This window comes from Kitasatospora sp. NPDC088861 (genome assembly GCF_044750105.1).
Taxonomy (GTDB): Bacteria; Actinomycetota; Actinomycetes; order Streptomycetales; family Streptomycetaceae; genus Kitasatospora.
Genome location: NZ_JBIVJF010000011.1, coordinates 149,738 through 170,954 on the forward strand (window position 1 = coordinate 149,738; position 21,217 = coordinate 170,954).

Genomic DNA, 21,217 nt, shown 5'->3' on the forward strand with positions numbered 1-21,217 from the left:
GGAGATCATCGCCGGAGGGCGCTGAGCGCCGAACGGGCTGGCGCTGTCCATCACGTGTCTACCGGTGCCTCGTACGTTCTGCCGCATCAATGTCACCGAATTCCTTTGGAGAGGACATGTTGCGGTTGCGAACGACCGTCCGGCCCGGCCGGGCACCGGGGGGCCCACCGCCAAGACGGCTTGTCGGAGGGCTCCGGCGGATGCTGGTGGTCCTGCTGGCGGTTCTCCTCCTGCCCATCGGGGCGACCGGGCCGGCGCACGCCGCCGACCCGCCGGACCCGGCTCGTCCCTACCTCCAGCTCATCGAGCTGCTGCGGGGGAACTTCACCCGCCCGTACCGCGCGGACTTCAACGTCACGCTCGATGACCCGAACCCCGTGATGGTCGACCTCTTCGATCTGGGACACCCGGATCAGGACCCCGTGCCGGGGATGGAAACCGGACTGATCATCGCGCCGCGCGACATGTACATCTGCGGCTTCTACACCGTCCGGGCGGGCGTGAAGACGCTCTACCGCTTGGCCGACAGGGGCGTCGGCACATCGCGGACTGCCCGCGACAACTGGTTCACGCAGCAGCAGCGGCAGCGGCCGCAACCAGGGCAAACCATCACGGTCCGGTATCGCGAGCTCAGCGCCATCGGCGTCGAGTACGGCGACCTCAGAAACGAGTCCGCCACGCCAGGCAACCTCTTCACATTCGAGAACGGCTGGGCGAATGTCGATGCCGACGCGCTGAGGAACGCCGTCAGAGTCCTGGAGAACGTCCTCGACGGCGGCCCGGACCCGGCGGCGCAGGCGCAACGGACACCATGGTTGCGCAGCGCACTGATGGTCCTCGTCGAAGCCGTGGCCGAGGGCACTCGGTTCCAGAACGTCAGGAACGGCATCGCGGCGGCGATGCGCAGCCGGATCCCGGCACGCATCCGTGAGTACGAGACCCAGATCCTGACCTGGGCCAGGCGAAGCAGGGACCTGTGGGACGCCAACCAGGACCCGAGCAACTCCTGGTTCGCCGCCACCGCAGCCGCCGTCGGGCTGGCCGTCCTCCAGGTCCAGGCGCAGAATCGGATCTGCCGGATACCGCGGTCGAGCGACGGCCCGTTCGCGTGCTCCCAGCCACTGGTGGAAGCGAGTTTCAGCACCAGCCGTGACGTCTACCTCCTCCGGGGGCCGTTCGTCGCCCGCATCGCGGACTTCCCGGGCAACGCCAGCCTGGCCGGAGGCAAGGAGGACACCATCTCCCACCTGTGGCCGGTCCTGGGGAACACACCGTTCGCGAACGGCTTCGACGCGGCCTTCACGCTGCCGGAGAACCCGGATGAAGTGATGATGTTCCGGGGGGACCAGTACATGCGGATGAGGGTGGACCCCGACACGGGGACCGCAACGATGACCAAGCCGCCGACCACGATCGCGGACGGGTGGCACAGCCTGGCCGGCAGTGACAGCACCGCACCCTTCACCCAGGGGGTCGACGCGGCCCTCTCGGTGACGGAGAACCAGGTCTTCCTCTTCAAGGGCGACACGTACGTGTCGCTGGAAGCCAACATCGGCCGTTCCACCGACCGCGTGCTCAACGGGCCCAAGCCCATCGGCGACAACTTCACCGCCCTGACCCGAGCCGGCTGGACCGACGGGTTCAACGCGGCCATCCGGTGGCCAGGCTCGCAGTTCTCCAACAGGGCCTATGCCTCCTTCTTCCGCGGGAACCAGTTGACCAGCGGATTCGTTGCGGCCGGCGGCACGGACGGCACCGTCGTCGTGGGCCCCACGGCTCTGCGCTGGAACGTCCTGCAGGGCACGATCTTCGCCGCCGGCGACACCACCGGCATGCCGAAGATCCCGCGGATGGACGACAACGGCCGCCCGACGGACACCCCACCGCCCCCGCCCTCGGCGGCCGGCGTCTCGCTGGTCAACGACGGCACCGGCCGGGTGGCCGACGTCGACCAGGCGAACCCCGCCAACGGCACCAAGGTCAAGGCCCTCGGCGGGAACGGGAACCCGGCGCAGAAGTGGAACCTGGACCGCCAGGACGACGGCCGGTTCGCGATCCGGACGGCCCTCGACCCCGGACAGGTGCTGGACGCCAACAGCAACCGGTCGCAGACCGTGGACGGCACCAGCTACTACAGCGCGCTCTGGCGGGACGGCGGGGGCGCGAACCAGCGCTGGCAGCTCGACGCGCTGGACGGGCGGACGTACCAGATCGTCTCCTCGGACGGCGGCTGCCTGACCGACCAGGGCGAGGACAAGGCCCTGGCCTTCTGGAGGTGCGCCGGGGCCGCCGAACAGCGGTGGCACCTGGAGGGCGGCACCAGCACCGGCGACCCCGGGGGGCCGGACTCCGCGGGAGCCCCGTTCGACGACTCGCCCGACGACCGGGGGACGAAGCCCGCCTCCTCGGGCGACTGCCGGCCCGAGGGGATGGCCGCCACCCCGGGGGTGAACGCCCGGTACTGCGACGTCTACGACAACAGCGGCCGGGAGTGGGTCGGTAACAACCGCACCCGGCGCACGGTGGGGTACTTCACGGGGTGGCGCTCCGGGGCCAAGGGAGACCCCGCGTACCTGGCGTCCAACATCCCCTGGTCGAAGGTCACGCACGTGAACTATGCGTTCGCGAAGGTGGAGAACAACCGGATCAGCGTCGGTGACGTGAACGACCCGGCCAACCCGGCCACCGGCATGACCTGGGACGGCGACCGGAACGCCATGGATCCGTCCCTCCCGTACAAGGGTCACTTCAACCTGCTGAACACGTACAAGAAGAAGCACCCGGCCGTGAAGACGCTGATCTCCGTCGGCGGCTGGGCGGACACCCGGAACTTCTACGCGATGGCCACCAACGCCGACGGCTCGGTGAACCAGGCGGGCATCGACGCGTTCGCCGACTCCGTGACGGACTTCCTCAACCGGTACGGGTTCAACGGCGTCGACATCGACTACGAGTACCCCGGCGCCCTGCCCAACACGGGCAACCCCAACGACTGGGACGTGTCCAACCCGCGCCGCAAGGGCCTCCAGCAGGGCTACACCGCGCTGATGAAGACGCTGCGGACCAAGCTGGACCAGTCCGGCACGGCCAAGGGCCGCTACTACCTGCTGACCTCGGCCGGGTCCGCCTCCGGCTACCTGGTGCGCGGACTGGACGCCGGCCAGGCGCTCCAGTACCAGGACTACGTCAACGTCATGAGCTACGACCTGCACGGTTCCTGGAACAAGTTCGTCGGCCCGCAGGCCCCGCTCTACGACACCGGGCAGGACAACGAGCTGGCCGCCGCCGGGATCTACAACGACCAGGCGCCCGACACCAAGGACTACCAGAAGAACGGCTACTTCAACACCGACTGGGCCTACCACTACTACCGCGGCGCCCTCCCGCCCGGCCGGATCAACCTCGGCATCCCCTACTACTCCCGCGGTTGGCAGAACGTGCAGGGCGGCACGGACGGCCTGTGGGGCACCTCCGCCATGGCGGACCAGTCCCAGTGCCCGAAGGGCGTCGGCGGCCGGGGCCCGGCCAAGGGCCAGGACTGCGGCCTCGGCGCGACCGGCATCGACAACGTGTGGCACGACACCGAGGACGGCCGCGAGGTCGGCGCCGGGTCGAACCCGCTGTGGCACACCAAGAACCTCCAGGACGGCCGCACCCCCGGCTACCTGAAGTCCTACGGCGTCGACCCGGCCACCGACGCCGGGAAGCTGACCGGCGGCTACGCCGAGAAGTACTCCGACCCGCTCCAGTCGTCGTGGCTGTGGAACGACGCCAAGAAGGTGTTCCTCTCCACGGAGAACGACAGGTCGATCGACGCCAAGGCGAAGTACATCGCGGACAAGGGCGTCGGCGGAGCCATGATCTGGGAGCTCGCGGGTGACTACACCAAGCGTTCCAACGGCGAGTGGGGGATGGGCTACGACCTGACCACCCGCCTCGACAACGCGCTCAAGGGCGCGGGGGCGTCCGGCAACACCACCGGCGGCGGCAAGACGCTGCCCGCCGAGGTGATCGACGTCAAGGCCGAGCTGGTGGACTTCCCGACCGACGTCGGGGACATGTGGCCGATGCAGCCGAAGCTGCGGATCACCAACAACTCCAAGGTCGCCCTCGCCCAGGGCACGGAGATCTCCTTCGACCTCCCCACCTCCGCCCCGCCGGTGGTGAAGGACGGGGCCTGGAAGGAGATGAGCGGCATCGTCCCCGGCCACACGGGGCCCAACGCGGGCGGGCTGAAGGGCGACTTCCACCAGGTGACCGTCAAACTCGGCTACTGCGAGGACATCCCCGCCGGCAGGTCGAAGGACATCGAGGTCAAGTACTACCTGCCCGTCACCGGCCCGGCGAACGTCACCTTCAGGATCGGCGGCAAGGACTACGGATCCACCGGCGACAAGCGCCGCGCGGTGACGACCGTCGATCCCCCGGCACCGGCCTCCGGGGCCCAGTGCCAGGCCGCGCCGTGGCAGGCGCACGCCTACAACCCCAACCCCTCGTTCGCGTTCTGGCAGACCGGCGACAAGTGGATCATCGAGGACCGCAACAGCGGCAACGTCCTCGACCACCCCGGCAGCTGGACCGACGCCCACCTGTCGATGAAGCAGACCGGCAACGCCAACCAGCTGTGGACGGTGAGCGAGGACGACCAGGGCTGGTACCACATCAAGTCCGCTACCAGCGGCCACGACCAGTGCCTCGGCGCCACCACGGCCAGGGGCACCCTCACGGTCCGGGACTGCGACGGGAAGGTCGACCAGTGGTGGCGGCTGGTGCCGCTCAGCACGGACCAGGCCACCGCGGGCAAGCCGATGCTGGACCGGTGGGTCACCGGTGGCGCCAAGCACGGCAGCTCCTACGCGCTGGGCAGCTTCGCCGGCGGGAACGACGACTGGTGGAAGGCACCGGCCTACCTCGCCGCCCCCGCGAACAGCGCCACCGCCTCCAGTACGAAGATCATCGCCGGGGACACCGACGGCGCCTGGGCCTCGACGGTGTCGTGGAACGGCTTCTACTGGCGCGCCAAGTGGTGGAACAAGGCGACCGACGAGCCCGGCAAGAGCGACGCCTGGCAGAAGCTCGGCCCCACACCGTGACCGACCCGCACCCTGAGGGGAGTTGACCGCAGCGGGCCCCGGCAGAGCATCGCCGCTCTGCCGGGGCCCGCTGCACATCGACGTCAGGGCGGCCGGCTCGTCCGGGTGCAGGTGTCAGAGGGTGCAGGTGTCAGAGGGTGCAGGTGCCAGAGGGTACAGGTGTCAGGGGGTGCCGGACCGGGTGGGCGTCAGGTCCGCGACCAGGAGCGCCAGCAGGTCCGTCGGCGCCTCGATGAAGCGGTAGTGGCCTCCCTCCAGGAGTTCGAAGGTCGCTTCGCCGCACGCTGACCAGCCGGTCATCAGCGACGGCTCGATGCCCGTGTCCTCCGTCCAGCCGATGGCGGTGATCGGGCACGGCAGCCGGACCGGCTCGGCCACGTGGTACCGCTTGTTCATGTCGACGTCGTTCCGCAGGACGCCGAGGTAGAGCGCGAGCAGGCTCGGTTCCAGGGTGCCGCCCAGTTCCGCGACGAGCTGGCGCAGTTCGCCGGCCAGCTCGTCGTCGTCCATGCCGAGGAAGCGGCCGTAGGGGCCGTCCTGCGGCGCGACCTCGGCGGAGACGAACACCCGGGTCGGGGCGGGGCAGCCCCTTTCGACCAGCCGTACGGCGGTCTCGTACGCCGCCAGCGCGGAGCCGCAGTGCCCGAACAGCGCGTAGGGACGGTCCAGGTAGGGGCGCAGCGCCTCGCAGAGGTCGTCGGCCAGCGCCTCGTAGGTGGTGTGGGCGGGCTCGCGCATCCGGTTCTCCCGGCCGGGCAGCTGCACGGGGCAGACCTCGACGCCGTTGACCGAGGACGGCCACTGGCGGTACATGCTCGCTCCGCAGCCGGAGTAGGGCAGGCAGAACAGCCGTGCCGGTGCCACCGGCGACGGCTCGCGCAGGAACCACTTGTTGCGGGTACGGGCCGTCGGAGCGTTCACTGATGACCTTCCGGGTGGGGTTTCTTCTCGGGTGCGGCTGCGGTGGTGCACGCCCTAGCGGGTCCGCGCGGTGATCGGCAGGTGGGTGAAGCCCGCGATGATGTTCGAGCGCATGCGCCGCGGCGTCCCGGCGAGTTCGAAGCCGGTGAACCGGCCGAGCAGTTCGGCGAACAGGATCCGCAGGGCCACCCGTGCGACGGTGTGTCCGATGCAGTAGTGCGCGCCGACGCCGAACGCGATGTGCTTGTTGGGCCGCCGTCGGATGTCGAAGGTGTCCGGGTCGGCGAACACGGTCTCGTCGCGGTTGGCCGACCCCAGCCACACGACGACCGCGTCCCCCGCGGGGATCGGCACGCCCCGGACCTCGACGTCGCGGGTGGCATGGCGCATGAAGTGCTGGGTGGGCGAGGCCCATCGCAGGGCCTCCTCCACGCCGCTGCCGAGCAGCTCCGGGTGGGCCGCCCAGTCGTCCAGGACCGCCGTCCCGGCCAGTTCGACCATCGCCGCGATCGGCGGCTGGGCGGTGGTGACGGTCGCACCGAGCAGCAGGCTGTAGCAGTTGGACACGATCTCGCCCGGCGACAGCCGGCGTCCGTCCAGTTCCATCGTGAGCAGCACGCTGATCAGGTCGTCACCCGGTGCGCGCCGACGCGCGGTGACGATGTCCTGGAAGTAGGCGAACAGTTCGCGGTGCGCGGTCACGAGGGTGGCCTGCGGTCCGGCGGCGAGCTGGAACTCGGGGTCGTCCGCGGCGATGCAGGCGTGGGCGAGTCGGACCAGCCGCGGCCAGTCCTGTTCCGGCAGCGCCATCATGGTGCCGATCACCGCCATCGGCAGGGTGGCCATGGCGGCGGCGAAGTCGAACGGGCCGCCGTCGGCCAACGGCCGGAGCAGTTCGACGATGACCCGGCGGATGGCCTCCCGGTCGTTCTCCACCGTCTTGATCGACAGCGCCTGTTGCAGCGGGCCGCGCAGGTGCGCGTGCCGGGGCGGGTCGGTCACGGCCATCTGCCGGCCGCCGGCGGGGTCGCCCTGGCCGAGGAGGTTGAGCAGGGTGCCCTGTTCGGAGGTGAACGTGTCGTGGTCGCGGAGCACCCGGTTGGCCTCGGCGTAGCCGACGACCGACCAGTAGCCGATGTCGCCGACCGGCTGCCAGCTCACCGGGGCGTGGCGGCGCAGCCGTCGCCACACCTCGTGCGCCCCGCCCGAGTGGTACAGGTCGGGGTCGATCAGGTCGACCGGTTGCGGGGCGAGGACCGGGCATCGCGGGGTGGGGGGAACCGCCGTCATCGGGGCTGCTCCTGCCGTGCTCCGTCGGCCTGGCCCGCCGTCGGACTGTCCGGGCGAGCCGCCGGGCCGTCCTGGCCCGCCGTCCGCATCCGGGCGGTGAGGGCCGTCGCCAGCTCGGCGACGGTCGGCGACAGGTACAGGATCTGCGCGGGGAGGTCCACGTCGAACTCGCGCTGGGTGGCGACCAGGAGGTCGGTGGCCAGCAGGGAGTGCCCGCCGAGGTCGAAGAAGTCGTCGTCGACGCCGACCGGTTCGATGCCGAGGATGTCGCCCCACAACTCGGTCAGCCGCGTCTGCACCTCGGTGACGGGCGGGACGTACTCGTTGGCCACGTTGCGCGGCACCCGGGTGGCGGTGGGCAGGGCCCGGCGGTCGATCTTGCCGTTGCGGTTCACCGGCAGCTCGGGACGGACGAGGATCGCCCAGGGGATCAGGTAGCCCGGCAGCCTGTCCCGCAGCTCGTGGCGCAGCCGCCGACCGAGGTCGGCGTTACCCGCCGGGTCGGACTGCGCGGGCACGACGTAGGCCAGGAGCCGGGTGCCGCCCGCCGGATCGGCCTGCGGCAGCACGACCGCGTGCCGCACCTCGGCGAGCCGTTCCAGCTCGACCTCGACGGCGCGCGGTTCGGCGCGGTAGCCCTGGACCTTGACCTGGTCGTCCGCGCGTCCGACGAACTCCAGCGTGCCGTCGGGCAGCCATCGCACGAGGTCGCCGGTCCGGTACATCCGGGCCCCGGGCTCGGTCCCGAACGGGTCGGGCAGGAACCGTTCGGCCGTTGCGGCCGGGCGCCCCAGGTAGCCGCGGGCCAGGCCCGCCCCGGCCACGTACAGTTCGCCGCACTCGCCGACGGGCACCGGCCTGAGGTCGCCGTCGAGCACGGCGACCCTGGTGCCGCTGATCGGGCGGCCGATCGGCACGCTGCGCAGCTCCGGGAGGGTGCTGCTGGTCCAGCAGGTCGTGTACGTGGTGTTCTCGGTCGGCCCGTAGCCGTTGGTGAAGAGCAGCTCCGGGTAGCGGGCCAGCAGGTGCTGGACGTGGCCCGGCGAGGCCACGTCACCCCCGGTGAGGACGTGCCGCACGTCGGCGAACGCCTCCAGGTGGGAGCTCACCATCTGGTGGAAGAGCCCGGTGGTCAGCAGCAGGACCGTCACGCGCTCGGCGCGGACGACGCGCGCCACGTGCTCCAGCGTGATGGCGACCGGGGGGAAGAGGACCAGTCGGCAGCCGTTGACGAGGGGGGCCCAGATCTCGAACGTGGACGCGTCGAACGCGACCGGCGCGAGGTGGAAGAAGACGTCCTCGGCGCGGACGTCCACCCAGTCCGCACCCCGGACGAGCCGGTCGATCGCCCGGTGGGGCACGCCGACGCCCTTGGGCTCGCCGGTGGAGCCCGAGGTGTAGCTGACGTAGGCGAGCCGGTCCGGGTCGCCGGGGCGGGCCGCAGCCGCCGGCCCGGCGGCCGGCTCCTGCGCCGGTCCGCCTTCCGTCACCGTGACGACGGTGTCGGGCAGCTGCTCCCCCAGGGCCTCTCCGACGATCACCATGCCCGCGCCGGCGTCCTCGAGCAGCATCGCGTGGCGGCCGGCCGGGTCGTCCGGTTCGAGTCCGAGGTACGCCCCGCCCGCGATGAGGACGGCGAGCAGGGCCACGATCAGCTCCGGCGACCGCGGCACCAGCACGCCCACGACGTCCTCCTGCGCCAGTCCGGCCGCTCGCAGCCGCCCGGCGAGCCGGTTGGCGCGGTCGTTGAGCTGCCGGTAGGTCAGGGTCCGTCCGTCGCAGGTGACGGCGGGCGCGTGCGGGGCCCGCTCCGCCTGTTCGGCGACCAGCTCGTGGATGGCCCGCGCGTCGAACGGTGGCCGTCCGCTGCCGACGAACGCCGGGATGTCGGAGGTGAGGACCGTCTTGGTCAACTGCTTCCCGCTTTCCTGTGCTGAAGTGTCCCCGTCGGGGTTGAACGCGCGACCGCGTGGGCCGTCGCCGTGGCCGTCGCCGTCGCGGTGGCCGTCGCGGTGGCCGCTGCGCAGCACGTGGTGCGCGGTGTCACCGGGTGCGTCCACCGCCTCAGACCGCCGGCACGTGGAAGAAGGTGTCCCGCGCGGCGATGCGGCCCTGCGGCGTCATCCGGAAGAAGTCCGCGAACCGCAGCTCGACCTCACCGCCGTCGTGCAGCACGCCACGGAACAGGCCGTGCACCGCCACCTCGTCGTCGGTCGTGACCACGGTGGCCAGGGTGTGCACACCGGTGCGGATCACCCGCTGGTCGCGGTAGAAGCGTTCCAGTTCGGCGTGCCCGACCATGGGTCGGTAGCCGGGGCGGTGGTAGCGGGCGTCCGGGGTGAACAGGGCGACCAGCGCGGGCACGTCCCCGGCGTCGACGAGCTGGTAGTACCGGCGGACCTGGGACACCCCCAGCGCCGGGGCCGTCAGGGTTTCCGGGGCCATCGGGGTCTCCGGTGTTGCGGGTGTTGCCGGTGGTGCCGGCGTTTCGTCGGGATGGGAGAGGGTGTGGACCATGCCGAGGTGCTTCCTGTGATCGCTTGATCTGTCAGAGTCGTGTACGTGGTGAGAGAGCCGGTACGGCCGCGGCGTCCGGGGCGTCCTCGAGCGCTTCGACCAGGCGCGCCGGCGTGGGTGCCTGGAACAGGGCGCCGAGGGTGAGTTCACGGCCGAACCTCACCCGCACCCGGTTGACCAGCCGGGTCGCGAGCAGGGAGTTGCCGCCCAGCGCGAAGAAACCGTCGTCGACGCCCACCGCGGGCCGGCCGAGCACCTCGGCGAACAGCGCGCACATCGTCTGCTCCGCCGGGGTTCGCGGTCCGGGCCCGGACGGTGCCGGCGCGAGGTCCGGGACGGGCAGCGCGGCCCGGTCGATCTTGCCCCTGGGGGTCAGGGGGAAGGCGTCGAGCGTGACGATCGCCGAGGGCACCATGTAGTCCGGCAGCACCGCGCAGGCGTGCTCCCGCACCGCCGCCGGGTCGAGCCCCGAGTCCCCGGCCGGGACGACGTAGCCGATCAGACGCCTGCCGGGCGAGGCGCCCGGGCCGGCGACCACGGTCGCCTGGGCGACGGCCGGGTGCCCGGCCAGCACCGCCTCGATCTCGCCCAGCTCGATGCGGAAGCCGTGGAGCTTGACCTGCTCGTCCGCGCGGCCGAGGAACTCGAGTTCCCCCTCGGCGTTCCAGCGGACGACGTCGCCCGTGCGGTACATCCGCTCGCCCGGGTCGCCGAAGGGGCACGGCAGGAACTGGCCGGCCGTGCGGCGGGGGTCGTTCAGGTACCCGCGCGCCACGCCCGCACCGGCGACGTACAGCACGCCGGTCACCCCCGGCGGCACCGGCGACAGCGCCTCGTCCAGGACGTACACCCGCCTGTTGTCCACCGGTCGGCCGAGGGGGACGACGTCGGGCACGGGCCGGCCGGGGCGCAGCACCCTGCGCGTGGTGAACGTGGTGGCCTCGGTCGGGCCGTACCCGGCGACCACCACGGAGTCCGGACACCGTGCCAGGACGCGCCGGACGGCATCGGCCGGCACGATGTCACCGCCGGTCCACACCTGGCCGACCCCGGCCAGCGTGCCGGGTGACTCCTCGGCGAACACCCGGAACAGCCCGGCCGTCAGCCACAGCGCACCGACCCGGTGGTCGACGATGAGCCGGTGGAGGTCCGCGAGCGCCAGCTCGCCGGGCGGGGCCACGACGACCCGGCCCCCGTTGAGCAGCGGCACCCACCACTCGTAGGTCGAGGCGTCGAAGGCGTGCGGGGAGTGTGCGAGGACCCGCGGGCCGTCCTCTTCGCGCCAACAGCTTTGCGCGGTCAGGCTGATGACGTTGCGGTGGGTCAGGGCCACCCCCTTCGGCGTGCCCGTGGACCCGGAGGTGTACAGGACGCACGCCAGGTGGTCCGGGCGCAGCGGCACGACGGGGTCGGTGGCCGGCTCGTCGGCGAGTCCGGGGTCGGTGTCGACGACGACGACCGGGGTGCCGTGGGACAGTGCGTCGTCCAGGGTGGCCCGGTGGGTGAGCAGCACCGCCGCCCCGGTGTCGTCCAGGACGCGGCGCAGGCGGGCCGTCGGGGCCCGGGTGTCCAGCGGCACGTAGGCGCCGCCGGCCTTGCTGATCGCCAGGACCGACACCACCACGTCGGCGGAGCGTTCCATGAGCACGGCCACCGTGCTGTCGCAGCGGACGCCCAGGGCGATGAGCCGGTGGGCCAGCCGGTTGGCCCGGTCGTTCAACTCCGCGTAGGACAGGGTGGTTTCGCCGCACACGACGGCGGGCGCATCGGGCGTGCGCGCGGCCTCGGCCGCGAAGGCCAGCGGCACCGTCGGGTGCGGGAGCGGCTGCGTGGTGCGGTTGACGGCCACGACGGTCCGCTGCCGTTCCTCGGGGGTGAGGAGGTCGGGCCGGCCGATCGGCCGGTCCGGGTCGGCGGCCACCGCGTCCAGGAACCGGAGGAACCGCTGCTGGTGGGCGGTGAGTTCGGCCTCGGAGTAGAGCGCGGGGTTCGCGTCGACGTCGAGCCGGGGCGCGGTGCCGTCGGAGCGGTCGTAGACGGAGAACGAGAGGTCCTCGACCGGCCCGTTGGACAGGTTGTGCACGGTGGCGCGGACGCCCGCGAAGTCCAGGTGGTAGTAGAAGGACATGATGTTGACGAGGGGTCCGAACAGGACCCGCTCCGACCGGGCCGGATCCAGTTCCCTGCGCAGGTCCTCGCTGCGGTGGCGCTGGTGCCCGCGCAGGGCGGCGACCTCCTCGGCCGCCTGTCGCGCGAGTGCGGACAGACCCTGTTCCGGGTGCACGCGCAGCCGCAGCGGCACCACGTTCGCCACCATGCCGGGGAAGGCCTGCACGGAGGAGCCGGTGCGCCCGGTCACCGGCATGCTGAGCACGATGTCCCGTTCGCCGCTGAGGCGGTGGAGGTACGCGGCGACCGTTGCGGTGAAGGCGGTGGGCCAGCTCGCCCCGGCGGGCCGCGCGGCCCGCCGCAGCGCGGCGACGGTCGGCGCGTCGAGGGTGCTGGTACGGCGCAGGAAGCCGTCCGAGGCGGCCGCCGAGCGGCTGGCGAGGCTGACGGGATCCGGCCGGCCGGCCAGCCGGGCCGCCCAGAACGCCCGGTCCTGTCCGGGCTGTTCCGACGCGTGGTAGGCGGCGTCGTGCGCCAGCAGGAGGCTCAGCGGCCCGAAGGCCGGTCCTGCCCCTCCCCTGCCCTCGACCAGTCCGGTGTAGGTCTTGGCGACGCGGCGCGCGATGAGCGACATGCTGAAGCCGTCGACCACGATGTGGTGGACGCGCTGGTACCAGAGGAAGCGGTCCGGCGCGACGGCGAACAGGGCCTGGCGGAACAGCGGGTCCCGGGTGAGCCCGACCGGTGTGGACAGGTCGGCGCGCATCCAGCGCTCGGCCGCCCGCAGCGGATCCGGTGTCGAGGTGAGGTCGACGTGGTCCATCGACCAGTCGGGCGACGGGGTGACGACCTGCCGGGGGCCCTCGGCACCGTCGGTGAGGCAAACGCGCAGGGACTCGGTCTCGTCCACCACGCGCCGCACGGCCGTCTCGAACAGCTCCGGGTCGATCGGCCCGGGGATGTCCACGTACTCACCGGTGTTGTAGACGGGGCTGCCGGGGCGCAGGTGGTGGGCGAACCAGATGCCGGACTGCGCCGACGACAACGGCAGCTCGTGTCCGTCGCTCATCCGAGCTCCTCCAGGACGGCCGACAGCGCGTCGGCGAAGGGTGCGGCGTGGGGCGGCGACAGCATGTCGTGGTGGTTGCCGGGCACCTCGACCACGCTCAACGCCCCCTGAGTGCGGTCGCGCCACCGGGCGGGGACCACGACCGGGGCGGCGAGCACGGGGTGCGCCTCGGCACTCGTGAACAGGTGGATCGGTGTCCGCAGCCGCGCGGTCGACCGGTAGCGTCGGGCGGCGTCGCCGTTGGTGGTGAAGACCCTTACCATGCGCCGCAGTTGTTCGGTGCGCACCCGCAGGGGAAGGCGCTCGCCGGCGTGCGCGTCGTGGAGCAGCAGGGACAGGGCGTCCTGCTCGTCGAGCTCGTGGAGTTCTCCGACGGCTCCGGAGGGCAGCCCGGAGGCGAGCGCGAACCGGGCCGTCCCGTGCGCGTCGTGGCCGCCGGGCCCGTCGGTGGGCCCGTGGTCGGACTCGGTGGATCCGTCGGTGAACGCGGGCGCTCCGACGTCGATGATCCCGAGGAATCCCGGGGGGTTCCCCTCCTCCTCCAGCAGGCGGGCCATCTCGAAGGCGACCAGCCCGCCGAAGGACCAGCCGGCCAGCAGGTACGGGCCGTCGGGCAGGACGGACCGCAGCTCCCGCAGGTAGCGCTGCGCCTGCTCCTCGACGGTGGCCAGTGGCGGCTCGTCGGTGTTGTAGCCGACGGCCTCCAGGCCGTAGACGGGCCGGCCGCCGGCGAGCGGTTCGACGGGGTGCTCGGCTGGCTGTTCGGCGGGGTGCTCGGCCAGGTGTTCGGTGAGGTGCTCGGCCAGGTGGAGGAAGGAGCACACGTCGCCGCTCTGCGGGTGCACCAGGATCAGCGGCGCCCTGCGGTGATCTCCTTCGGCCAGCGGAACCACGAGCCGGCGCAGGGCCTGCGAGGCGTTGGGCAGTTCCGCGCACAGACCCTCGACGGTGGGATGGCGGAACACCGTGTTCAGCGGCACGGTGACCCCCCACTCCCGCCGGATCGCCTCCACGAGTTCGACCGCCCTGAGCGAATGCCCGCCCAGCGCGAAGAAGTCGTCCCGGACGCCGACCCGCGGGGTGCCCAGCACACGCTCCCAGATCCTGGTCATCAGGAGTTCCAGCAGGTCCCGCGGCGGTAGCGCACCCGCCTCGTGGCCGTGGCGGGCGGGCTCGGGCAGGGCCCCGCGGTCCACCTTGCCGTTCGTGGTCAACGGGATCCGGTCGAGTGCGGTCAGCGTCGTGGGCACCATGAACTCGGGCAGGGTCTCGCGCAGGGAGCGCCGCAGGACCGCCAGGTCACCGGGCCGGTCCTGCCACACCAGGTAGCCGGCCAGTTCGGCGTCCGTCCCGGTGCCCCGCACCGTCACCGTGGCCCTGGCGACACCGGGCTGCGCGCACAGCGCGGCCTCGATCTCGCCCAGCTCGATGCGGTAGCCCCGGATCTTCACCTGCTCGTCGGTGCGGCCCAGGAAGACCAGGCTGCCGTCCGGCAGGTACCGCGCCAGGTCGCCGGTCCGGTACAGCCGGCCGCCGTCGACACCGAACGGATCGGGCACGAAGCGCTCGGCGGTCAGCCCCGGCCGGTTGGCGTACCCGCGGGTGACGCCGACCCCGCCGATGTGGATCTCGCCCGGTACGCCGACGGGCACCGGGGCGCCGGCCGGGTCCAGCAGGTAGATCCGGAGGTTGCCGAGCGGCCGGCCGATCGGCACGGACCCTCCCGGCCGGGCCAGGTCCCGGTCGGCGTCCACGCGCCGGGTGACGCAGCCGACGGACGCCTCGGTGGGACCGTAGCCGTTCCACAGCGTGGAGACCCGGTCGAGGAGCCGCCGGGCCAGGGCGGGCTGGAGCGGTTCGCCCACGCAGATCGCCTGGAACCGGCCGCCCTGCCATCCGCCGTCCAGCAGCAGGAGCCAGGTGGCCGGTGTGGCCATGAGCGTGGTGACGCCGAACTCGCGCATCATCTCCGTCAGGCGCGGGCCGTCGACCGCGACCTCCGACGGGGCGATCACCACGCTCGCGCCCCAGGCCAGGGGCATGAGCACCTGGGGGACGATGACGTCGAAGGAGATCGAGGCCACCGAGGCGACGACATCGTCCCCGCCGAGGTCCAGCTGTCGGCCGCGGACCACCAGGTAGTTGACCACGCCCTCGTGCGGGACCAGCACGGCCTTGGGGCGGCCGGTCGAACCGGAGGTGTAGATCGAGTACGCCAGGTTGGCGGGCGTCGCGAGCGGCGGCAGCCGGTCCCCGGGCAGGGCCGCGATGAGCCCGGCCTCGTCGTCCGTCCACACCGTCGCGGCGCCGTGCCGCGGCAGCCGGTCGGCCAGGGAGCGCTGGGTGAGCAGCAGCGGCACTTCGGCGTCGGCGAGCATGAACGACATGCGCTGCGCCGGGAGGTCCGGGTCCAGCGGCAGGTAGGCGGCGCCCGACTTGAGGACGGCCAGCAGGGCCACGACCAGGTCCGCCGAGCGCGGCAGGCACACGCCGACCAGGTGTTCCGGCCGCGCTCCCCGGGCTCGCAGGTGCCGGGCCAACTGGTTGGCCCGGTGGTCGAGTTCCCGGTAGGTCAGCCGCTGGGCGCCGCAGCGGACCGCCACCGCGTCGGGGGTCAGCCGGGCCTGCTCCTCGACCAGCTCGTGGACGCAGAGGTCCGCGGGGAAGGGTTGGTCGGTGGCGTTGGCGGCCACCAGCAGCGCTTCGCGCTCGGCCTCGGTGAGCAGGTCCAGGCGCGAGACGGGACGGTCGGGATCGCCGGCCGCGGCGTCCAGCAGCCGCAGGTAGTGGCCGACCAGCCGTTCCACGCTCGCGCGGTCGAACAGATCGGTGTCGAAGGCCACGGTCCCGGTGGTGCCGGCTGCCCCGGTCGCGCCCGTCGGCCGGTCGGCTATCACCAGGCTGAGGTCGACCTTGGCCGTGCCGTTGTCGACCTCGATCTGTTCGACCTCCGTCCCCACCAGCCGGAGGGCGGCGGCCGGGTCGGACAGGCCGGCGAACATCACCTGGAACAGCGGGTTGCGGTCGAGACCGCGGGCCGGCCGCAATTCCTGCACCAGCCGTTCGAACGGCAGGTCCTGGTGCGCGTAGGCGTCCACGGCGGTGCTGCGGACCCGGTCGAGCAGTTCGGCGAAGCTCGGGTCGTCCGCGAGGTCGGTGCGGATGACCACGGTGTTGATGAACGAGCCCACCAGCGGATCGAGTTCCGGACGGGTCCGGCCCGCGACCGGTGTGCCGACCGCCACGTCGGACTGCCCGCTGTAGCGGGCGAGCAGGGCCTGGAACGCGGCGAGCAGCGTCATGAACATCGTCGCGCCGTGCCGCCGACCCAGCAGCCGCAACCGGTCGGCCAGTTCCTCGGGCACCGTGAAGGTGATCCGCTCGCCCCGGCCCGCGCGGACCGGTCCGCGCGGGCGGTCGGTGGGCAGGTCCAGCGGCGACAGCCCGGACAGCTGTGCGCTCCAGTAGTCCAGTTGGCGCCGCAGGCGGTCGCCGGACAGCCGGGCCCGCTGCCAGTGGGCGAAGTCCGCGTACTGGATCCGCAAGGGGGGCAGCTCGTGCTCGCGGCCTTCCAGCCGGCTCCGGTACATCGCCGACAGGTCGTCCCACAGCAGCGGCATCGACCAGCCGTCGACGGCGATGTGGTGGACGACCACCACCAGGACGTGTTCGTCCTCGCCGACCCGCAGCAGTGATGCGCGCAGCAGCGGGGCGGCGGCCAGGTCGAACGGGCGCAGGATCTCGGACTGAACGAGATCGAGGGCCAGCCGCGTCCGGCGTTCCGCGGGCTCGGTCCGGAGGTCCGTGACGGGCAGGTCGAGCGGCCGGGCCGGCTCGACCGAGGGGCTGGGGAGCCCGTCCCGCTCGGGGAAGGCGGTGCGCAGGACTTCGTGGCGCCGCACCAGCTCGGTGAGGCTGTGGCCGAGGGCGGCCACGTCCAGCGGGCCGTGCAGCCGGAAGACCTCGTGGACGTTGTACATCGCGGGGCCGTCGGACAGCCGCTCGACCAGCCACATGCGTTCCTGGGTGAACGACGTCACCTGCGCACCCGCCGGACGGGGCGGGATCGCGGCCTCCGGCTCGCCCTCGGCGGCCCTGCTCCGGGCCGCGCGGACGCGTTGGTCGAGCAGGGCCCGGGTGGCGGCCGGCGTGGAACCGGCCGACGGGGCGGCTCCGGGCGCGGAACCGGTCGGCCGGCCGGGCTCGGGGCGACTGTGCTGTGCCTTCACGGGTGACGGGCCTTTCCGGCGGGAAGCGGTTCCGCTTCGGCGGCGGCACCGAGGTCCGCCAGCAACGCCGCGTCGATGCCGTCGGCGAGTTCGGCGACGGTCGGGTGGTAGAAGAGCAGGGCGACGGGCAGTTCGAGGTCGAGTGCCCGGCCGAGTCGGGACATGGCCTTCGACGCGAGGAGCGAATGGCCGCCCAGCTCGAAGAAGTCGCTGTCCACGCCGTCCGGGGTGACACCGAGCACCTCGGCCCAGGTCTCCAGCACGAGGAGCTCGGTCTCGGTGGCGGGCCCGGTCTCGGTGGCGGACTCGGGTTCGGTGGCGGGCTCGGGTTCGGTCTCGGTGGCGGGCTCGGGTTCGGTCTCGGTGGCGGGCTCGCTGGCCGTCTCGCTCCTGGTGGCGGGAGCGGGGCGGCTCACGCGGAAGCCGGGAGGGGTCTCCCACGCCGAGATCGGCCGTTCGGGGCTGTCGACGAGCTGGTCGAGCAACACCCGGAAACCCTCGGAGAGTTGCCGCACCGTGTCGCGGTCGAAGAGGTCGGCGGCGTAGCGGATGACGCCGGTGAAGCGATCGCCGCCGTCCGTCATGGAGACCTCGATGTCGAACTTCGCCACGTCGTTCGGCATCTGGTGGTCACTCACCTCGACCCCCGGAAGGCCGGACGGGAGCGCGGGCGGCTCCTCCAGCTGGAACATGACCGTGAACAGCGGGTGTTGGCCGAGGTCGCGTTCGGGCCGCAGCTCCTGTACCAGCCGCTCGAAGGGGACGTCCTGGTGGGCGTAGGCCTCCACCGCGCACCGCCGCACCCGGGCGAGCACGTCGGTGAAGCCGGGGTCGCCCGACAGGTCGGCGCGCAGGACGAGCGTGTTGACGAAGAACCCGACCAGCGGCTCCACCTCGATCCGGGTCCGCCCGGAGATCGGCGTCCCCACCGTCACGTCGGCCTGTCCCGTGCAACGCGCGAGCAGGACCTGGAAGGCGGCCAGCAGCGTCATGAACGGCGTCACCTCGTGGGCGCGCCCCAGTGTGCGTATTCGCTCGGCGAGTTCCGCCGGGATCTCGATCTCGACCTGGTCGCCCCGGCCTGACCACACCGCGGGGCGGGTTCGGTCCGTCGGGAGCACCGACGGGCTCAGGTCGGCCAAGTGCTCGCGCCAGTAGGCGAGTTGGTCCAGCATCGCCGTTCCGGCCTGATGGCTCCGTTGCCAGTCGGCGAAATCGGCGTACTGGACGGGCAGGTCCGCCAGGGCGATCGGCCGGCCGTCGACGGCAGCGGCGTATCCGGCGGAGAACTCCTGCCACAGCACCGACAGCGACCAGCCGTCGCAGGCGATGTGGTGGATCACCAGGAGCAGCAGATTGTCGTCGGGGGCGATGCGGATCAGTCGGGCCCGCAGCATCGGAGCGGTCCCGAGGTCGAACGGGGTCGCCAGATCGGCGGCCACCAGCTCCCGGGCCCGCTGCCAGGCCTGCTCCGCGGGGGCGTGCGTCAGATCGGTGATCGTCGGCACGAAGGTCTCGACCGGCTCCGCGGCGTGGCGCGGGCCGTCCTCGGTGTCGACGATCCTGCCGCGCAACACCTCGTGGCGCCGCACGACTTCGGTCAGCGCCCGGGTGAGCGCCCCCTGGTCCAGTCGTCCGCGCAGGCGTACCGCGGTCGGGACGTTGTGGTCCGGCCGGCCCGGCCGCAGCCGGTCGAGGAACCACAGCCGTTGCTGGGCGAAGGACAACAGGGTCGGAGCGTGCGCGCGCCGATCGGGACCAGGCATGACGGATCCACCTTTCACGGCGATCGGGAACGCTTCAACGCCCCGGAAATCCCCTCGCCGATTCGCTACTTGGCGAACAGTACGGCGGATACTAGGTGGCTCCCGTCTCACTCCGCAAGATCGAGAACGAGGTTGCAGGCATCAAGACAATATTTACGCCAGTCCACCGGAATCCTTATGTAGATCGAACACGCTCGACGGCTAGCATCGGCGCGGCCGGCCGTGACACCCTCTCTGACGTGCCGTCATGGCTCGGATCGTGCACCCCACTTCCGTGGACGGGCACCACGTGATAATTCTTCTGTCTCCAGGGGACGGCCGGGTGGGCCCCTTTCATGCCGGGCCTTCATTGTTCCGAATAAGATCGGTGAACCCGCTGCATGAACTCATCCGTTGTATATGAACCCACCCCGTTGCATGAACTCGGAGAAGTCGTGATGCAGCAGCAGAGTCTGGTGGGTTCATTCGTCTCGCACGCCACCGGCCACCCCGGTGATCCGGCGCTGATATGGCGCGGAGAAGAGACGACCTACCGTGAACTCCACCAGCTGGCGGAGCGGGAGCGCGTCCGGATCGCCCGGCTCGCCCCGGGCGGGGACGAGCCGGTCGGCATCCCGGCCGCCAAGTCGCCCTCGACGATCGCCCTGATGCTCGCCTGCCTGCTGGAAGGGCGGCGCTTCCTGCTGCTGCCGGCGCCCACGCCGGAGGGGAGGGCGCCCCACACGTTGGTCGAGCAGGCCGGGATCCGGCACGTCCTGTCGCCGGAGAGCCCCCGGGCGCCCGGACCCGGGCCGGGCGCCCCGGACCGGCCGGCGGAACCGGAGGCGCCGCGCCGTACGGAGCCCGCCGACGTCTCCTTCATGTTCACCACCTCCGGTTCCACCGGGCGGCCGAAGATCGTGCCACTGAGCACGGGGGCGGTGGACCGCTTCACCACCTGGGCCGGCGAGCGGTTCGGCGTCCGCCGGGGAACGACGGTCCTCAACTACGCCCCGCTCACCTTCGACCTGTGCCTGCTGGACATCTGGACCACGCTCAAGTACGGCGGCCGCGTCGTCCTGGTCGATCCGGCCCGGGCCACCCAGCCGGGCTACCTGCTGGACCTCGTGTCCCGCCACGCGGTCCAACTCGTCCAGGCGGTACCGATGTTCTACCGGCTGCTGGTCGACGCGGCCGCCGGGAGCGGCCGGCGGCTCGACACGGTCGAGCACGTCGTCTTCACCGGCGACAGCATGCCCGCCCGCTGCCTGGCCGAACTCCCGCAGCTGTTCAGCGGCGCGCGGTTCTACAACATCTACGGCTGTACCGAGACCAACGACAGCTTCCTGCACGAGGTCGACGGCACCGAGCCGGCGGACGGCCCGGTGCCGATCGGACGCCCGCTGCCCGGAGTCCACGCGGTGGTCGTCGGTGCCGACGGCGGGATCGTGACCGGGCCGGGGACCGGCGAGCTCCACGTCGCGACGCCGTTCCAGACCGACGGCTACCTGGACCGGGAGCAGGACGCGGACAGGTTCGCGACCCACCACCACGACGGGGAGGCGCGGCGCTACTTCCGCAGCGGCGACCTCGTGCGACGTGACCGGGACGGCCGCATCACCCTGGAAGGCCGCAACGACCACCAGGTCAAGGTCCGCGGCGTGCGGGTCAACACCCACGAGGTCGAGCAGGTGCTGCTCGACCATCCCGACGTCGTCGAGGCGGCCGTGGTGACCGTGCCCGACCCGGTGGCCGGCCGCCTGCTGCGCAGCGTGGTCCGCCGCGCCCCGGACAGCCGGCTGAACTCGCTGGCGCTGCGCCGGCACTGCGCACAACGGCTTCCGCTCACCGCCGTCCCCTCGACCCTGCTGATCGTGGACGACCCGCTGCCCAGGACGTCCACCGGAAAGATCGACCGCACGCCCCTCCAGCCCGCCTGCTCCCCGTCCCAGCCAAACGAAGGAACGGCCACGTGAAACACGCCGCGGTAGTCACGCAGTTCATCATCGAGGAGTTCCTGCCGGACGTCGGCGCGAACGAACTGGACTCCGACTACGACCTCGTGGACGGCGGGGTCATCGACAGCCTCGGCCTGCTCAAGACGATCGCCTGGCTCGAGGACTGCTTCGACCTGCGCGTCGAGGAGATCGACCTCGACCTCGACCCGGACAGCTTCCGCTCGGTCGGCTCGATCAGCAGGTTCATCGAGCAGGCCCAGCAGCACCGGACGGACGCCCACTAGCC

The 21,217-nt window shown here is 72.0% G+C and carries 10 protein-coding genes; 3 read left to right on the forward strand and 7 right to left on the reverse strand.

Features of this window, described 5'->3' with window-relative positions; translation table 11 throughout:
* Positions 1–200 precede the first annotated feature (200 nt).
* Positions 201–5,093 carry a glycosyl hydrolase family 18 protein gene (locus tag ACIP37_RS20390; protein WP_400808346.1) on the forward strand — a complete coding sequence of 1,631 codons (4,893 nt, stop codon included), beginning with the start codon at positions 201–203 and terminating at the stop codon, positions 5,091–5,093.
* Between the two features lie 162 nt (positions 5,094–5,255).
* Here the strand turns inward: ACIP37_RS20390 and ACIP37_RS20395 are convergent, their stop codons facing one another.
* The 7 genes from ACIP37_RS20395 to ACIP37_RS20425 all read right to left on the reverse strand — a co-directional run bounded on the left by ACIP37_RS20395 (position 5,256) and on the right by ACIP37_RS20425 (position 18,994).
* A complete protein-coding gene (locus tag ACIP37_RS20395) occupies positions 5,256–6,014 on the reverse strand; it encodes a thioesterase domain-containing protein (RefSeq protein WP_363583424.1) in 759 nt (252 codons plus the stop codon).
* A 54-nt stretch (positions 6,015–6,068) separates the two neighbouring features.
* Positions 6,069–7,304, reverse strand: coding sequence for a cytochrome P450 (locus ACIP37_RS20400; protein WP_363583422.1), 1,236 nt, complete (start codon positions 7,302–7,304; stop codon positions 6,069–6,071).
* Positions 7,301–9,364 (reverse strand): non-ribosomal peptide synthetase, encoded by a 2,064-nt coding sequence (locus ACIP37_RS20405; protein ID WP_363583420.1) that lies wholly within the window; start codon positions 9,362–9,364, stop codon positions 7,301–7,303. The genes ACIP37_RS20400 and ACIP37_RS20405 overlap by 4 nt, the downstream gene beginning before the upstream one ends.
* Before the next feature lie 4 nt (positions 9,365–9,368).
* Positions 9,369–9,749 carry a nuclear transport factor 2 family protein gene (locus ACIP37_RS20410; RefSeq protein ID WP_363583418.1) on the reverse strand — a complete coding sequence of 127 codons (381 nt, stop codon included), beginning with the start codon at positions 9,747–9,749 and terminating at the stop codon, positions 9,369–9,371.
* A 103-nt stretch (positions 9,750–9,852) separates the two neighbouring features.
* The gene (locus ACIP37_RS20415) at positions 9,853–12,999 is read right to left on the reverse strand and encodes an amino acid adenylation domain-containing protein (protein WP_400808351.1); all 3,147 of its coding nucleotides are present in this window, start codon (positions 12,997–12,999) and stop codon (positions 9,853–9,855) included.
* Positions 12,996–17,228 carry an amino acid adenylation domain-containing protein gene (locus tag ACIP37_RS20420; protein ID WP_400808354.1) on the reverse strand — a complete coding sequence of 1,411 codons (4,233 nt, stop codon included), beginning with the start codon at positions 17,226–17,228 and terminating at the stop codon, positions 12,996–12,998. The genes ACIP37_RS20415 and ACIP37_RS20420 overlap by 4 nt, the downstream gene beginning before the upstream one ends.
* On the reverse strand, positions 17,225–18,994 hold the full coding sequence (locus ACIP37_RS20425; RefSeq protein ID WP_400808356.1) for a condensation domain-containing protein: 1,770 nt from the start codon (positions 18,992–18,994) through the stop codon (positions 17,225–17,227). The genes ACIP37_RS20420 and ACIP37_RS20425 overlap by 4 nt, the downstream gene beginning before the upstream one ends.
* 437 nt (positions 18,995–19,431) lie before the next feature.
* On the opposite strand from ACIP37_RS20425, the gene ACIP37_RS20430 reads away from it, so the two are divergent.
* Together ACIP37_RS20430 and ACIP37_RS20435 are read left to right on the forward strand one after the other, a co-directional pair.
* Positions 19,432–20,949, forward strand: a complete 1,518-nt coding sequence (locus tag ACIP37_RS20430) for an AMP-binding protein (RefSeq protein WP_400808359.1) — start codon at positions 19,432–19,434, stop codon at positions 20,947–20,949.
* The gene (locus ACIP37_RS20435; RefSeq protein ID WP_363583409.1) at positions 20,946–21,215 is read left to right on the forward strand and encodes an acyl carrier protein; all 270 of its coding nucleotides are present in this window, start codon (positions 20,946–20,948) and stop codon (positions 21,213–21,215) included. The genes ACIP37_RS20430 and ACIP37_RS20435 overlap by 4 nt, the downstream gene beginning before the upstream one ends.
* Positions 21,216–21,217: the final 2 nt, after the last annotated feature.

Coding starts and splice junctions, on each gene's coding strand:
- ACIP37_RS20415 (WP_400808351.1), bottom strand. CDS start 12,999: ATGAGCGACGGACACGAGCTGCCGTTGTCGTCGGCGCAGTCCGGCATC.
- ACIP37_RS20410 (WP_363583418.1), bottom strand. CDS start 9,749: ATGGCCCCGGAAACCCTGACGGCCCCGGCGCTGGGGGTGTCCCAGGTC.
- ACIP37_RS20400 (WP_363583422.1), bottom strand. CDS start 7,304: ATGACGGCGGTTCCCCCCACCCCGCGATGCCCGGTCCTCGCCCCGCAA.
- ACIP37_RS20390 (WP_400808346.1), top strand. CDS start 201: ATGCTGGTGGTCCTGCTGGCGGTTCTCCTCCTGCCCATCGGGGCGACC.
- ACIP37_RS20430 (WP_400808359.1), top strand. CDS start 19,432: ATGCAGCAGCAGAGTCTGGTGGGTTCATTCGTCTCGCACGCCACCGGC.
- ACIP37_RS20425 (WP_400808356.1), bottom strand. CDS start 18,994: ATGCCTGGTCCCGATCGGCGCGCGCACGCTCCGACCCTGTTGTCCTTC.